This is a genomic window from Streptomyces sp. NPDC101490, from assembly GCF_044767145.1.
In the GTDB taxonomy this organism is placed as follows: domain Bacteria; phylum Actinomycetota; class Actinomycetes; order Streptomycetales; family Streptomycetaceae; genus Streptomyces.
The window spans coordinates 159,105-173,681 of sequence record NZ_JBIWNI010000008.1 but is presented as its reverse complement, the minus strand read 5'-3'; the positions used below and the strand labels follow the sequence as shown (position 1 = coordinate 173,681).

Here is a 14,577-nt window from a genome sequence, read left to right as displayed (position 1 = left end):
CGTGCCGGAGTCTTCCTGTCCCTTGGCCATCATCGAATCCGATCCTACGATGGACGAAGTCCAAGTCAAGAAGAAACCCAATCATTCGAAGGGGTGAGCCGGATGAGCGACCTGCTGGCGCGACTGCGCGCGCGTGGCTGGCGGATGACGTCCCAGCGGCGGGTCGTCGCGGAGGTCCTCGACGGCGACCATGTGCACCTCACGGCCGAGGAGGTGCACGTGCGGGCCGTGGCGCGGCTGCCGGAGATCGCGCGGGCGACGGTCTACAACACCCTCGGTGAACTGGTCGCGCTGGGCGAGGTGGTGGAGCTCTCCACCGACGGGCGGGCCAAGCGGTACGACCCCAACGCCCGCCGCCCGCACCAGCACCTGGTCTGTTCGGGCTGCGGTGTCATCCGGGACGTCCACCCGACCGGTGATCCGCTGGCCGACCTCCCGCCCGGCGAGCGGTTCGGCTTCGCCGTGTCGAAGGCGGACGTCACGTACCGGGGGCTCTGTCCGGCCTGTTCCTGACGCACCTGTTCCTGATGGGCCCGTTTCTGGTGGGCCGGGTGGTGCGGGTGCGGTTGAGGCGGGCACGGCGGGAACAAAGGAAGCCCCTCCACCCGATGGTGGAGGGGCTCCTCGTGCACCGCGCCGCCGTGCGGCGGACGGCTTGCCTGACGGCTTACTTCAGGACCGCGAGCGCGTCCTCGTAGTTCGGCTCGTCGGCGATCTCGCCCACCAGCTGCGCGTGCAGCACGGTGTCGTTCTCGTCCAGGACGACGACGGCGCGGGCGGCCAGACCGGCCAGCGGGCCGTCCGCGATGTCCACGCCGTAGTTCTCGTGGAACTCACGGCCGCGCAGGGTCGAGAGGTTCTTGACGTTCTCCAGGCCCTCGGCGCCGCAGAAACGGGCCTGGGCGAAGGGCAGGTCGGCGGAGACGCAGAACACGACCGTGTTGTCGAGGCCCGCCGCGGCCTCGTTGAACGCGCGCACGGAGGAGGCGCAGGTGGGGGTGTCGACGCTCGGGAAGATGTTGAGGACCTTGCGCTGACCGGCGAAGTCCTTCAGGGACTTGTCCGCGAGACCCTCGGCGACGAGCGTGAAGTCAGGAGCCTGGCTGCCCGGCGTCGGCAGCGCGCCGTTGACCTGTACCGGGTTGCCCTTCAGCGTGACCTGGGCCATGGGAGATCTCCTTCGAAGAGGGTGGGTGGCAACGGGGGAATCGTACGGCGTGGCGGCGGACCCGCCGGACGGGGCCTCCTGGAAGTGGAAGCCGAGCCCCCTTGACTCCCCCTTCTCTCACTTCTTAAATCATGGAGGCGACTAAGTCTCATGACATCCATTCATGTCATGCCCATGATGTGGCGTGTCCTGGGTCCGGCCGCCTCCCCCACACCCGACGGAAGTGAGAGCCATGAGTCCCTCACACACCTCCCGCCGCCCTCTGCTCACCGCCCTCGCGGCCCTCGCCGTGGCCGCCGCCGCGCTGGGCCTCGGCCCCGTGGGAACCACGGGCCCCGCCGGGGCGGACGTACGGATCCGGCCCGTGGCGGGAGCCGCCGCCGTCACCTTCTCCGACGACTTCGACGGCCCCGCGGGCTCCGCGGTGAACGGCGCCCGCTGGCAGACCGAGACCGGGGACAACGTCGACAACCACGAGCGGCAGTACTACACGGCGGGCAACGCCAACGCCGCTCTCGACGGCCAGGGCCATCTGGTGATCACCGCCCGGAAGGAGAACCCTGCGAACCACGCCTGCTGGTACGGCCGCTGCGAGTACACCTCCGCGCGGCTCAACACCGCCGGGCGGTTCACCACCACGTACGGACATGTCGAGGCCCGGATGAAGGTGCCGCGCGGCCAGGGCATGTGGCCCGCCTTCTGGATGCTCGGGAACGACATCGGGCAGGTCGGCTGGCCCGCCTCCGGCGAGATCGACGTCATGGAGAACGTCGGTTTCGAACCGTCCACCGTCCACGGCACCCTGCACGGGCCGGGCTACTCGGGCGCGGGAGGCATCGGCGCCGCCCACACCCTGCCCGGCGGCCAGGTGTTCGCCGACGCCTTCCACACCTTCGCGGTCGACTGGTCGCCCGGCCGGGTCAGCTGGTCCGTGGACGGGACCGTCTACCAGACCCGTACGCCCGCCGATCTCGGTGGCCGGAGCTGGGTGTTCGACAAGCCGTTCTTCCTCATCCTCAACCTCGCCGTCGGCGGATACTGGCCCGGCGACCCGGACGGATCGACCTCCTTCCCCCAGCGGCTCGTCGTCGACCACGTCCGGGTGACCACCTCCGACGGCCCCGCCACCGGCGGCCCGATCACCGGCATCGGCGGCAAGTGCGTGGACGTGGCCGGTGCCGGCAGCGCCGACGGCACCCCCGTCCAGCTCTACGACTGCAACGGGACCGGCGCCCAGCGGTGGACCCTGGCGGCGGACGGCAGCGTCCGCGCGCTCGGCAAGTGCCTCGACGTCACCGCCGCGGGCACGGCCGACGGCACCCGCGTCCAGCTCTACGGCTGCAACGGGACGGACGCCCAGCGCTGGACCGCCGACGCCTCCAGGGACATCGTCAACCCCCGTTCCGGCAAGTGCCTGGACGCCACCGGCAACAGCTCGGCCAACGGCACCCGGCTCCAGATCTGGACCTGCGCGGGCACCGCGAACCAGAAGTGGAACGTGACCCGCTGACCGGCCGCCAGGGCCGACCGCCGACGGAGTCGGCCCCCGGGCGGAGCGGACCGGTCGGCGGAGCAGACCTGCGGGCCGGAGCCGACCGCTCGGCAGAACCGGCTCGCGGGCCGGAGCCGACCGGTCGGCCCGGTCGACAGAGCTGATCTGCCGACCGGGCCGATCCGCCGGTTCCGGGCGGGGCGGGCCCGGAACCTGACCGGCCTTCCGCCCCGGGCCCTTCCGGAGCCGGCCCCGCCGCCCTCCCGCGTACGCTCGTCCCGTGCCGCCCACCCCACGCCTCCACCGTGTCGCCGTCCTCGTGCTCGAAGGGGCGAAGCCGCTCGACGTCGGCATCCCCGCGCAGGTCTTCACGACCCGCGCGAGCATGCCGTACGAGGTACGGGTGTGCGGCGCCGAACCCGGACTCGTCGCCGGGGGCGACGGCCTCTCGTACGCCGTCGCCCACGGCCTCTCCGCGCTGGCCTGGGCCGACATCGTCTTCGTCCCCGGCTACCGCTTCCCCGACCGGGAGGACCCGCCGAGGGCCGTGCTCGACGCCCTCGTCGCCGCGCATGAACGGGGCGCCCGGCTCGCCGCGATCTCCACCGGCGCCTTCGCCCTCGCCGCCACCGGACTCCTCGACGGCAAGCGCGCCACCACCCACTGGCACTACACCCACGCCCTGATGGCGAAGCGTCCGCTCGTCCGGGTCGACGAGAACGTCCTGTTCGTGGACGAGGGCAGCGTCCTCACCTCGGCGGGCGCCGCCTCCGGCCTCGACCTCTGTCTGCACATCCTCCGGGGCGACCTCGGGGTCGCCGCCGCGAACCACGCCGCCCGGCGGCTCGTGGCCGCGCCCTACCGGAGCGGCGGCCAGGCCCAGTACGTGCCGCGCAGCCTGCCCGAGCCGCTCGGCGAACGCTTCGCCGCCACCCGGGAATGGGCGCTGCACCGGCTCGCCGAACCCCTCACCCTGGACGTGCTGGCCCAGCACGCGGCGGTCTCGCCGCGCACCTTCTCCCGGCGCTTCGTCGAGGACACCGGATACACCCCCATGCAGTGGGTGATGCGCGCCCGCGTCGACCTCGCCCGGGAACTCCTGGAGCGCTCCGAGCGGAGCGTCGAGCAGATCGCCGCCGACTCCGGACTGGGCACCGGCGCGAACCTGCGGCTGCACTTCCAGCGGATCCTCGGCACCACGCCCAGCGACTACCGGCGCACCTTCACCAAGGGCGAATGACCGCCCCCGGCGGCCTCCCCGGGATCTTGGCACGATCCTTGCGGACCATGGCGATCACGCCTCTGTCGGCCCGGCTCCCGGCGCGCGAACCTGGTGGTACCGCAGAAGGGACACCTCATCATGACTCGCATCGCCATCAACGGATTCGGCCGCATCGGACGCAATGTGCTGCGCGCACTGCTGGAGCGCGAGACCGACCTCGAGGTCGTGGCCGTGAACGACCTCACGGAGCCGACCGCGCTCGCGCGCCTGCTGGCCTTCGACTCGACCTCGGGCCGTCTCGGCCGCCCGGTCACCGTCGAGGGCGACACCCTCGTGGTCGACGGGCGCCGCATCAAGGTGCTCGCCGAGCGCGAGCCCGCGCAGCTGCCCTGGGCCGAGCTGGGCGTGGAGATCGTTCTTGAGGCGACCGGCCGCTTCACCTCCGCCAAGGCGGCCCGCGCCCACCTCGACGCCGGTGCCAAGCGCGTGCTCGTCAGCGCGCCCTCGGACGGCGCCGACGTGACGCTCGCGTACGGCGTCAACACCGACGCGTACGACCCCGAGCTGCACACCATCGTCTCGAACGCCTCGTGCACCACGAACGCGCTCGCGCCGCTGGCCGCGGTCCTCGACGACCTCGCGGGCATCGAGCACGGCTTCATGACGACGGTCCACGCCTACACGCAGGAGCAGAACCTGCAGGACGGTCCGCACCGCGACCCGCGCCGCGCCCGCGCCGCCGGTGTCAACATCGTGCCGACCACCACGGGTGCCGCCAAGGCCATCGGCCACGTCCTGCCGAACCTCGAGGGCAAGCTGTCCGGCGACTCGATCCGCGTCCCCGTGCCGGTCGGTTCGATCGTGGAGCTGAACACCACCGTCGCCCGCGACGTGACCCGCGAGGACGTCCTCGCGGCGTACCGCACGGCGGCCGAGGGCCCGCTCGCCGGTGTCCTGGAGTACTCCGAGGACGCCCTGGTCTCCGCCGACATCGTCGGCAACCCGGCCTCGTCCATCTTCGACTCGGAGCTCACCCGCGTCGAGGGCCGCCACATCAAGGTCGTCGCCTGGTACGACAACGAGTGGGGCTTCTCGAACCGCGTGATCGACACGCTCCAGCTGCTCGCCAGCTGACCCGGAAGTCCGTTCTGCCCGACGCCCCCGCCGCATCCACGGATGCGACGGGGGCGTCGGGCGTTCCCGTACGGGTTCAGCGGCGCACTGCGCGCCACAGCAGCACCGAGCCCAGCACCGGCACACCGATGCCGAAGACCGCCACCAGCAGCAGCTCCGTCGGCCCGATGCGGCCCGAGGCGCCGAGCCCGACGCCCAGGAACAGCAGCACCGGCACGGCCGCCCCGGTGACGGTTCCGATGATCTTCTCCCGGCGCTCCCACTGCGGGGCGCGCCACAGCAGGAACAGGGTCCCGATCAGCACCGCCGCCCCCAGGAACGGGGCGAGCACGAGGAGCAGCCCCGAACCGGAGAGCAGGGCCAGGACGCGTCCCGTACGGGAGGCGGTGGGGGCCGCGCCCGGCACGCCCTCCTCGCTCAGGGCGGAGGCGGCCACGGTCCGCGGGTCGCCCAGTCCGGAGAGGACCGCACGGACCCGGTCGTCGTCCGTGCCCCCGTCCACTCCGTTGACCTCGATGTGCTCGCGGAGGTCGGCGAGGAGTTCGGCGCGCCGCTCGGCGGGCAGACCGGTGGTCTCGCGCCCGACGGCGTCGAGATAGGCGGCCACGAGCGGGTGGTCGACGGCGTTCATACGGGATCCCCCTGCGGGTCGGTGAGAAAGTGGTCGACGGCGTCCCTGAAATGCGGCCACGCCCGGGTGAACTCGGTGAGCGAGGCCCGTCCCACGCCGGTGAGCGTGTAGTAGCGGCGCGGCGGTCCGCCTGCGGCGTCGCGCAGTTCGGTGTCGACGAGCCCCTCGCGGCGGAGCCGCGACAGCAGGGGGTACATCGTGCCCTGACTGGTGGTCATGGCACTCACCGAGGACAGTTCGGCGACGATCTCGACGCCGTACTTCGGTTCGTCCCTGAGCAGTGCGAGGACGCAGTACTCCAGGACTCCCTTGCGGAGCTGGCTCGGGACCCTGCCGCCGAGGTCGTTCATTGCGTTACCAGGAGCCATGCAATGCAAGATACTCGGGACAGGGGACTCCGACAAGCCCGTGCCCCGGGGAAGCTCCCCGGGGCACGGGCTCGCCCTACCCGGCCTGCCCCACCGCCGACCGGGCGCCGACTCAGCCCGCGGCGCGGTACGCCGTGGCCAGTCGGGCGACCGCCCCGGGGAGGTCCCCCGTGAGCAGCAGGTGGTCGGCCTCGGCGAACGGTTTGGCCACCGCCTCCGTGACGTTCCCGCCGATCTTCTTCTGGACGATCAGCCGGGCCGTCCCGACGAGCTCGCGGCCCTCCGGAGAGTCGCCCCGCCCGGTGGCCTGGAGCACCTTCGCGGCCGTCCCCAGCACCCGCAGCGCGCGTTCCCCGCCGGTCGGCACCGGGCCGAGGGTGGTGAGCCCCCAGCCGTACGGGAACTGCGGGTCGTACCGCTCGTCCCCGACGTTGACCGGCAGCTGGGACTCAGACCTCGGCCAGGTCACCGGGAGCCGACCGGTGAACGGCCGCTTGCCGTAGAGGACATCGGCGACGCCGTCGCCCTCCGTGCCCGGCAGCCAGGACGCGACGAGGGCGTCGATCTCCGGGAGCCGGTCGCCGATCAGCTGGGGGCGGCCCGAGACCACGAGCACCGCGCACGGCATCGCCGCGCACACCCGGTCCACCGCCGCCTTGTCCGCCACGCCCAGTTCGAGGTCATGGCCGTTGCCGACGTCCCCGATCCCCTCCGCGTACGGCGTCTCGCCGACCACGACCACACCCACGTCGTAGCCGCCGGTCGGCGCGGAGGCGTCCTTCGACCAGGCGATGTCGGCGCCCGGCGCGGCCCGGCGCATCCCTTCGAGGATCGTCGTGCCGGTGGTCGTACGGCCTGAGGCGCCCTGCCAGCTGACGGTCCATCCGCCCGCCTGGTTGCCGAGGTCGTCGGCGTTGGACCCGGCCACGTACACCTTCTGCCCCCGCCTCAGCGGCAGGACGGGGCCGTCGTTCTTCAGGAGGACCTGGGACTTCGCCGCCGCCTCCCGGGCCACCGCGCGGTGCGCCGCGGAGCCCACCGACGGCAGGTGCGTCCGGTCCGCGTAGGGCTTCTCGAAGAGGCCGAGGCGGAACTTCTGCGTCAGGATCCGTGCCACGGCGTCGTCGATCCGCGCCGCCGTGACGCGCCCGGCGTCCGCCTCGGCGGTCAGCGTCCGGGTGAACTCCTGGTAGTTCGTCGGCACCATGATCATGTCGAGGCCAGCGCCGACCGAGGTCCGCACATCACTGGCGTAGTCGCCGGGGATCTGGTCGATGGCCTGCCAGTCGCTGATGACGAAGCCCTCGAAGCCCATCCGGCCCTTCAGGACACCGTTGATCATCTCGGCGTTCGCGTGCATCTTCACCGGCCCCCGGCCGTCGCCGAGGACGTCCAGCGAGGAGTACGACGGCATGACCGTCCCGGCGCCGCGCCGGACCGCCTCGGCGAACGGCGCGAGGTGCACCGCCTCCAGCTCCGCCCGGGTGACCCGGGTGATCCCCTGGTCGATCGTGTACGAGCCGGTGGACGAGGAGCCGTAGGCGGTGCCGCCGTCGCCCACGAAGTGCTTGGCGCTGGTCAGCACCTTGTCGGCGCGGTCGAGGTCCGAGCCGTCCCGCGCGCCCTGCATTCCGTCGATCATCGTCTCCATGGCGGTGACCAGCGCCGGGTCCTCGCCGAAGGCCTCGTAGGAGCGGCCCCAGCGTTCGTCCCGGGTGACGCAGACGCAGGGGGCGAAGTCCCAGGGCACCCCGGTGGCCCGGACCTCCTTCGCGGTGACGGCGCCGGTGCGCGCGGCGAGCCCGGGGTCGCGCCCCGCGCCGATGCCGATGTTGTGCGGCATGACGGTCGCGCCGACGACGTTGTTGTGCCCGTGGACCGCGTCGACGCCGTAGATCAGGGGGATCTGGAAGCGGGTCGCCCGGGTGCGCAGCTGGAAGGCGTCGATCATCGAGGCCCAGGCCTCGGGCGTGTTGGGGGTGGGTACGGAGCCGCCGCCGGAGAGCAGCGAGCCGAGCGCGTATCCGGCGATGTCGCCGGGGGACCGCAGCGCGTTCCGCTCCGCCTGGGTCATCTGACCCGCCTTCTCCGCGAGGGACATCCGGGAGAGCAGATCGGTGACGCGCTCGCGGACGGGCAGCCGTCGGTCGAGATACGGCAGCCCGTGCGCGTTCACCACGACCAGCGGGTTCTCGGCGGGCGGCGCGGCGCCCTCGACGGTCAGCCGCAGCGGGATCGTCTCGGCGCTCTCGGCGGCGCCGTCCCTCAGCGTCGGCACGGTGACCGACCGGGTGGTGCCGGAGGGCGTCCCGGCGGGGAACACCACACGGCCGGAGACCGGACGGTAGTCCTCGCCCGGCTCGGCGGTGCCGTCGCCGCCCTCCGTCGTGTACGCCACGGTGACCGGCGCACCGGTCGGCCCGGAGCCGGTGGTGGCCACCGAGACGTCCACCCGGGCGGCGCGGCCCTCGTCGACGGGGTGCACCACGGAGCGGGTCACCACCCGGGCGGTGAGCGAGGGTTCGGCCGTCCCGTACAGCTCGACGCCGTCCAGGGCGAACCTGCCGGGCGCGCCGGTCGGCAGGGTGACGGCGTACCCCCACATCCGGTCGAGGCCGAGGATCTGGTCGATGCCGCCGACGGGCTGGTAGTCGGTGCGGTAGACGAAGGCGGAGAACGGGATCTCGACCTGGTGCCAGCCCTCCCAGTCGTCGGTGAAGGAGGTCGTCCACAACTCGGACGCCTCACCGTTCGCGCCGCCGTCCTTGATCTCCAGGGCGATCCGCTTCCCCGAGCCGGGCGGCAGGGGCGCGGTGTTCTGCCCGTACCACCAGAAGCGGACGCCCCCGTACGCGGTCCAGTCCTGGGCCGGGCGGTCGAAGGCGAAGTCGTGGGTGAAGCCGCCCCAGCCGCCGATGGCGTAGTCGCCTTCGAGGACGGAGCTGCCCTCCGGGGCGTCGGCGCGTTCCACGAGCCTCAGGTCCGGGTGGGAGGAGGCGGTGTCACCCCAGGTGAACAGCCCTTCGGCGGGGGGACCCGCGAACGGGACCTCGCCCTCGAAGCGGTCGACGGGCCGGGGCGCGGGTTCCTGCGCGGCGGCGCTCGGCGGGCCGCCGGAGAGCAGACCGGTGAGTACGGCGGCGGTGGCGATCACCGCCGAGGTCACCGTCCTTCGGGGACGTGCGGATGCCATGCGGGCTCCTTGGGGCGGGCCGGGCCCGTCGAAGGGGACGGGGGAGAGAGGGGGGCGTTACGGGTGGTGGGTCCCTTTCCAGTGGGTTCCTCCGGTGCGGCTCCGGAGCTGGGCCCGGGTCCCGTCGGCGGAGGGGCCGCCGGTGACGTCGAGGCATTCGTCCGCGCCGGTGCGGGCCACGTCGTGCGTGGCGGGGTCGTACCGCCGGTGCTGGGCGGCGGTGCCGTTGCAGTTGTACAACCGGACCCGGGTGCCGTCGGCGGTCGAACCGCCGGTGACGTCGAGGCATTTGCCGAGGACCCGGGCGTGGGCGTCACCGGCGGGGGTCGAGCGCGATGGGCGGCGGTCCCGTCGCGGAGGGGCGGTGGTGTCGGTGATCGACACGCCGCCGCCCTCGGACCGCTGGTGGGTGACGCTCTCGTCGACGGTGACGGTGACGGTGACGGTGACGGTGACGGTGACGGCGAGGGCGAGGTACGTGGTGCCGTCCGCCGGTCCGAGCGCGATCGGGGACTGTGGGGCGAGCCCACGGGTGACGGTGCGTCCGCCCGGGCCGGACGTGGTCGTGAGCCGGACGACGACCCGCTCGTCGGCCGCCCGTGCGATGCCGGGCCCGGTGAGGGCGAGGCTCCCGGTGGGGAGGGGACCGGAGTCCAGGACGGTGGGCGGCCCGAGGACGCGGACCGGTCCGCGTCGCGCGGTGCCGGTGCGTGCGGCTCCACCGCCGCGCCGGAGGAACGCGCGGAGACACCTGCGTGTGTTATGCACCTGACAAGCCTTTCGCCGTTCGTGCCCGGCAAGTCACAGTGGCAAGCCTTATATCAAGGCCTGAAGTTACAAGGCCTGAAGTTATGAGGTGCCCCAGGACCCGTCAACCCTCCGCGCGGACGTCCCTCTCCGGGGCTGGGGTGCCGGGTGTGCCGGGTGCGCCCGGCTGTGGGACACACCGGGGCGGCCGGGTCGTGGTCGCCGCCGCAGGCCGTGGACCCGGGCCACGACTCGGGGTCGCACCGCAGGAACGGGCTTCCAGGGCGTCCACCCGTGTCAGCCGCACGCCGACGGGCGCCGGGCCCGGGCGAGGCGCCCGCACCACGAACGTCTCCTCCCCGTACCGCCCGTCTCCGTCGGCCGCGCGGTGGCGCCCGCTGATCGAGGGGAACGCCCAGCGGGTGGAGCCGAAGGCGGCGGCCGGGGTCGGGGCGGTCACCACGGAGCCGACCGCCCCGAGGGGCAGGGGAACCGGTCAGGACCGACGCCGTCCTTCCAGACGGCGTACGCCATGAAGAGGAGGACCTGCCCCGCCACTCCGCACGACAGCGCGAACAGCGGGTTCCCCATGAACACCCCGGCGCGCTCGCGCACGGGCCCTCCTCCGCCCGGCACCCGGGGAACGGCCCGGCTCCCGGGGCGCAGTTCGGCACCCGGATCGCCGTCGTGCCCGGAGCCGTCCCTGAAGAGGGGCCGGGCCCCCTTCCACGAAGGGGGCCCGGGAGCCCTTTCGTGTCACCGGCCCCCGCCCCCGAGGGGGCTCAGGAGACGGACCTGCCGAAGAACTCCAGCTCCGCGATCGCCACCTGCTTGCGCGGGTCCGCCCGCCACGCCGTCCGCAGGACCAGCCGCACCGAGAGCGCGTCGCGCACCCGGACGTCGACCCGCTGGGTGCCGCCGTCGTTCACCCGGTGCTGGGACACCCGGGTCTCGCCCGAGGAGTCCTTGACGACGAGCTCGAAGGTCCGGGGGGTCGCCTGGCCGTCCGCCTGGGTGGTGTTCTTCGAGCTGCCGGGGGTGATGAGCAGGCTCAGCAGATCGGTCGGCTCGGCGAACGTGGCCTCCAGGTACTGGCCCGCCGAGTCACCCGCGTAGCCGGTGCCCCACCAGGTGTTGGAGTACCCGTCACCCGCCAGCTTCGGATCCTGCGTCGGCGCCGAGTGCGAGGCCGTCCACGACACCGGATGCACCGGGACCCGCTTGGCGAAGTGGTCCTGGACCGCGCGGACGGCCGGCGGACCGCCGATGACCCCGCCCACGAGCACCACCACGGCGCCCGTGACGATCAGCGCGCGGACGGCCCACCGGCCACGGTCCCTGGCCAGCGCGGGACGACGGCCCGCGTAGGGCCCCTCGGCCGTGGAGAGCCGCTCCGGCGTCATCGGCGTCGCGCAGTACCGGCAGAACCGGCGTCCGGGGACGTTCGTCAGGGCGCACGCGGGACACGGTGTACCGCCCTCGACGGGCGCGGGCGCCGCCGCACCGCGCGACACGGGACGGGCCGCCTCCGGACGGGCCGGGAGCACGGGCGCGGCCACGGACGGCTCGGCCGGACGACTCCCCGGGACCGGGACCAGAAGGGACCGCGCGACGGTGTCGGAGGAGCGCGCGGCGGTGTCCGAGGAACGCCCGGCGGGTGCCGGGGCGGCCTCGGTCGCGGCTTCGACAGGGGCGGGGACGACGGGAGCAGGAGCGGAGGTGGGGGCCGAGGCCGGTTCCGGCTCTTCGCGTACGGCGGGCAGTGGCGCCGTCACCTCCTCGGCACCGGCCGCCTCCGGGTCGCCCGTGCCGGACACCCGGCCCTCGACGGCCGTCGGCTCCGCCGCGCGCGGCTCCGTGCGCTCCTCCTCGTCCGGCCGCTCCGGCACCGGAGCGGGGACGGGAGTGGCGGAAGGCGCGGGCGCGGCGGAAGGCGCGGGCGTCGCCGCCGGAGCGTCCCAGCGCAGGAACGCTCCGCAACTGTCGCAGAACGACTGGTCCTTCGTCCGCACCGGGCTCGCGCAGTCCGGGCACGGCCGGGTCTGGGGCGCGTCACTCATCAGGTCAAGCTCCTTCGGAAGTACGGGAAGTGGTCACCGCGACCGTGAACGGAAGGTGTGCGGGACGGGCCGCGGCCACCACCGCGCGCAGCCGGTGCGGGTCCACGGCGGCCGGGTCCCCGACCCGCAGGACGACCCGCAGACCGGCCACCGGGGTCCCGGGGAACGGCCCGAGCGGCCCGGCGGACCAGCTCGCACCGCCGCTCTCGGTGATCTCGGGGGGCACACCGAAGGCGAGCCGGACCGCCGCGGCGAGCCCCTGCCGCGTCCCCCGGACCCGGTGCAGCGCCACGGCGGACGCCACCGCGTGCCGCCGCAGTTCGACCGGTTCCCCGCCGTCCAGCTCCGCGCCCACCCAGGTCGCCAGGTAGTCCACGAAGTCCGCCGGGGCCAGCGCGGGCGAGAAGTACGCGTCGAGCGAGTCCAGCACGTTGAACAGGGGCGCCAAGACCACATCGAGACCGGCCACGAACCGCTGGCCGAAGTCGTCCTCCGCGTACACGGCGGGCAGCGCCGCGCCCAGCGGGTACGGGGTCGCGAGCCCTGGCACCGTACCCCGCGCGGAGCCGCTCACCGCGCCTCGATCACACGGACGCGGTGGTCGAACGGGAACAGCAGCGCGGACGGCGCCAGTTCGATGCGGTCCGTCGTGTCGCCCCGCCGTCCGGTCAGCGGATCGGCCGGATGCAGCAGCACCTCGTCCACCAGCTCCACCCCCGGCACCCGCTGGAGCGCCGCGAACACCTCCCCGGCCCGCAGCGGACGCCCGAACGGCCACCCCTCGCCGTGCGCCCCGCCCGTCAGCGGGTCCAGATACGCGTACAGCGTGTCCAGGGCGTCGGCCCGCACCCGCTCCACCTCCGCGGAGCGGAACGCGTGCAGCGTCGCCACCACCGTCACCCCCTGGTAGAACGGCGGCCCCACGGCCAGCCGCGTCCCCAGCGGGCGCCGCTCGTCCAGGAACCCGGTCACCCGCGACAGCAGCTCCTCGCCCGGCACCAGCTGCTCGAACCGCAGCCGGCCGCCACGGTCCGGCACCGCCTGCGGCACCACCAGCACCCGGACCGCGTTGTCCCCCGCCTCCGCCGAGTCCGCCGCGAGGCACGCGATCCGCGCGGTCTCCGGCGCCGCCCGCCGCGCCAGCTCCTCGTAGTCCCGCGCGGTCACGGCCCGCTCCTGCGCCCGCAGGGTCACCGGCGCCCTGGTCTTCGCCTCCTCGACGGTCTCCCCGTCCACTCCGCCCCGGGCGGCCTCCCGGTTCTCCACCCGCGCGATGTACGGGATGGAACTGCGCAGCACGCAGATCGTGGACCGTGCCACGTTCCCCGCCCGGCCGCCCCCGGTGCCGTACCGCACGGCACGTATCGCCGCGCCCTTCGGCGGCACCGCGCCGTACTGCCGCAGCGTGCCGTCCGGCTGCCGCACCGAAGGACCGAACGCGATCTCGCCGGTCGTCGCGTCCAGCGTGAAATGCCGGTCCCCGGGGCGCGACGACGCGAAGTCCCGTACGACGCCCCACTCCTCCCAGCCCTCCTCCGGGTCGTCCCCGGACCCGGCCCCGTCGGCCCGCGCCGCGACCTGGAGCAGCAGCGGCGGCCGGTCCACCACCGGCGCGTGGGCGAGCCGCACCCGCTGCCCCGCCACCCCCTCGGACTCGCCGAGCGGTTCGTCCCGCACGGTCTCCGCGTGCGCCGCCCGGACCGTACCGCCGATCGTGAACGCCTCCGCCGCCCGTACGGTCGGCGAATCGCTGTACGACGGCAGCCCCTCCAGCGGCTCCACCACCCGGCAGCGCACCCACCCGGCCTCGTGCCCGCCGAGCCGCGACACCGCGTGCCCGGACGGCAGGTGCAGCACCACCTCGCCCGGCCGGTTCAGACCGCCGGTGGAGTCCTCGTCCACCTCGCACTCCACCCAGCCCTCGGCCGCCGACCACGCCTCCCACACCAGCGGCGGACGGCGCGGATCCACGCCCACGCCGTCGACCCGGCTGTCCAGATCGAGGACGAGGACACAGTCGGGCGCCGCCGCCGAGAGACCGAAGAGCAGCAGGTCGCCGACCCGGGGCAGCGGAGTGAACGCGGCCACGTCCTCCCCGCCCAGCAGATCCTGCGTACGGTCCTCCGGAGTGCCACCCGCCTCCTGGCGCACCAGCCGCGCCAGCGAACACGGCACCACCGTCAGATCGGCGGAGGTCGCGAACACCACCGCCTCCTCCGTCTCCGTCCGCCCGGTCGACACCTCCGTCCCGGCGGGCAGCAGCACCGGCTCCGGCTGCGGAGCCGACAGCCGGAAAGTGACGTCGGCGTGCGCGGCGCCCGGCGGGAACAGCGTCACGCCCAGCAGGTCCAGGAAGGCCAGATGGTTCTTCTCGGGCACCCGGTTGAGGCGGTAGACGAGCTGGTCCGCCATGTGCGCGACGGCCTCGACGAGGGTCACGCCCGGGTCCGAGACGTTGTGGTCGGTCCACTCCGGGCACGCCTGCTGGATGTAGCGCTTGGCGTCGTCCACGAACTGCTGGAAACGACGGTCGTCGAGATGGGGGGCGGGCAGGACCATGGC

The 14,577-nt window shown here is 73.7% G+C and carries 13 protein-coding genes; 4 read left to right on the top strand and 9 right to left on the bottom strand.

Going from position 1 to position 14,577, the window contains the following annotated elements:
• The first annotated feature begins 102 nt into the window (after positions 1 to 102).
• A complete protein-coding gene (locus ACIRQY_RS18350) occupies positions 103 to 513 on the top strand; it encodes a Fur family transcriptional regulator (protein WP_366443688.1) in 411 nt (136 codons plus the stop codon).
• Between the two features lie 154 nt (positions 514 to 667).
• Here ACIRQY_RS18350 and tpx read toward each other — a convergent pair whose 3' ends face one another.
• The gene (gene tpx / locus ACIRQY_RS18345; protein WP_351788167.1) at positions 668 to 1,168 is read right to left on the bottom strand and encodes a thiol peroxidase; all 501 of its coding nucleotides are present in this window, start codon (positions 1,166 to 1,168) and stop codon (positions 668 to 670) included.
• Between the two features lie 232 nt (positions 1,169 to 1,400).
• Here tpx and ACIRQY_RS18340 point away from each other — a divergent pair, with 232 nt between their 5' ends.
• The 3 genes from ACIRQY_RS18340 to gap all read left to right on the top strand — a co-directional run bounded on the left by ACIRQY_RS18340 (position 1,401) and on the right by gap (position 5,016).
• Positions 1,401 to 2,678, top strand: coding sequence for a ricin-type beta-trefoil lectin domain protein (locus ACIRQY_RS18340; protein WP_403926762.1), 1,278 nt, complete (start codon positions 1,401 to 1,403; stop codon positions 2,676 to 2,678).
• Between the two features lie 262 nt (positions 2,679 to 2,940).
• The gene (locus ACIRQY_RS18335) at positions 2,941 to 3,900 is read left to right on the top strand and encodes a helix-turn-helix domain-containing protein (protein ID WP_351788162.1); all 960 of its coding nucleotides are present in this window, start codon (positions 2,941 to 2,943) and stop codon (positions 3,898 to 3,900) included.
• A 120-nt stretch (positions 3,901 to 4,020) separates the two neighbouring features.
• A complete protein-coding gene (gap, locus tag ACIRQY_RS18330; protein ID WP_403926758.1) occupies positions 4,021 to 5,016 on the top strand; it encodes a type I glyceraldehyde-3-phosphate dehydrogenase in 996 nt (331 codons plus the stop codon).
• A 76-nt stretch (positions 5,017 to 5,092) separates the two neighbouring features.
• Here the strand turns inward: gap and ACIRQY_RS18325 are convergent, their stop codons facing one another.
• From ACIRQY_RS18325 to ACIRQY_RS18290, 8 genes are all read right to left on the bottom strand, one after another.
• A complete protein-coding gene (locus ACIRQY_RS18325) occupies positions 5,093 to 5,647 on the bottom strand; it encodes an HAAS signaling domain-containing protein (protein ID WP_403926755.1) in 555 nt (184 codons plus the stop codon).
• A complete protein-coding gene (locus tag ACIRQY_RS18320; RefSeq protein ID WP_351788154.1) occupies positions 5,644 to 6,015 on the bottom strand; it encodes a PadR family transcriptional regulator in 372 nt (123 codons plus the stop codon). Before ACIRQY_RS18320 ends, ACIRQY_RS18325 begins: the two co-directional genes overlap by 4 nt.
• A 112-nt stretch (positions 6,016 to 6,127) precedes the next feature.
• Complete coding sequence (locus ACIRQY_RS18315; RefSeq protein WP_403926752.1) at positions 6,128 to 9,208, bottom strand: glycoside hydrolase family 3 N-terminal domain-containing protein; 3,081 nt, start codon at positions 9,206 to 9,208, stop codon at positions 6,128 to 6,130.
• Between the two features lie 57 nt (positions 9,209 to 9,265).
• Positions 9,266 to 9,976, bottom strand: coding sequence for a ricin-type beta-trefoil lectin domain protein (locus ACIRQY_RS18310; protein WP_403926749.1), 711 nt, complete (start codon positions 9,974 to 9,976; stop codon positions 9,266 to 9,268).
• Positions 9,977 to 10,411: 435 nt separating this feature from the next.
• Positions 10,412 to 10,570, bottom strand: a complete 159-nt coding sequence (locus ACIRQY_RS18305; RefSeq protein WP_403926746.1) for a hypothetical protein — start codon at positions 10,568 to 10,570, stop codon at positions 10,412 to 10,414.
• Between the two features lie 167 nt (positions 10,571 to 10,737).
• Positions 10,738 to 12,015, bottom strand: coding sequence for an NADase-type glycan-binding domain-containing protein (locus tag ACIRQY_RS18300; RefSeq protein WP_403926743.1), 1,278 nt, complete (start codon positions 12,013 to 12,015; stop codon positions 10,738 to 10,740).
• A 4-nt stretch (positions 12,016 to 12,019) separates the two neighbouring features.
• Positions 12,020 to 12,589, bottom strand: a complete 570-nt coding sequence (locus ACIRQY_RS18295; RefSeq protein ID WP_351788143.1) for a phage tail protein — start codon at positions 12,587 to 12,589, stop codon at positions 12,020 to 12,022.
• Positions 12,586 to 14,574 (bottom strand): putative baseplate assembly protein, encoded by a 1,989-nt coding sequence (locus ACIRQY_RS18290; RefSeq protein ID WP_403926741.1) that lies wholly within the window; start codon positions 14,572 to 14,574, stop codon positions 12,586 to 12,588. The genes ACIRQY_RS18295 and ACIRQY_RS18290 overlap by 4 nt, the downstream gene beginning before the upstream one ends.
• Between the last annotated feature and the right edge of the window lie 3 nt (positions 14,575 to 14,577).